General features: G+C 57.3%; 1 protein-coding gene. It reads right to left on the reverse strand.

Going from position 1 to position 286, the window contains the following annotated elements; genetic code table 11:
* Positions 1–286 (reverse strand): ubiquitin-like protein (locus tag J4G36_RS18325; RefSeq protein ID WP_210471848.1); only part of this gene is annotated, 286 nt, incomplete at both ends.

Here is a 286-nt window from a genome sequence, read left to right on the forward strand (position 1 = left end):
TGTAGTCAGCGAGGGTCCTTCCATCCTCTAGCTGCTTGCCAGCAAAGATGAGCCTCTGCTGGTCCGGGGGGATGCCCTCCTTGTCCTGGATCTTCGCCTTCACATTGTCAATGGTGTCGGAGGACTCCACCTCAAGGGTGATGGTCTTGCCGGTGAGGGTCTTGACAAAGATCTGCATACCACCACGCAGACGCAGCACCAAGTGGAGAGTTGACTCCTTCTGGATGTTGTAGTCAGCAAGGGTGCGGCCGTCCTCAAGCTGCTTGCCGGCGAAGATCAGCCTCTG

The sequence above is a fragment of the Sporosarcina sp. 6E9 genome (assembly GCF_017921835.1).
Taxonomy (GTDB): Bacteria; Bacillota; Bacilli; order Bacillales_A; family Planococcaceae; genus Sporosarcina.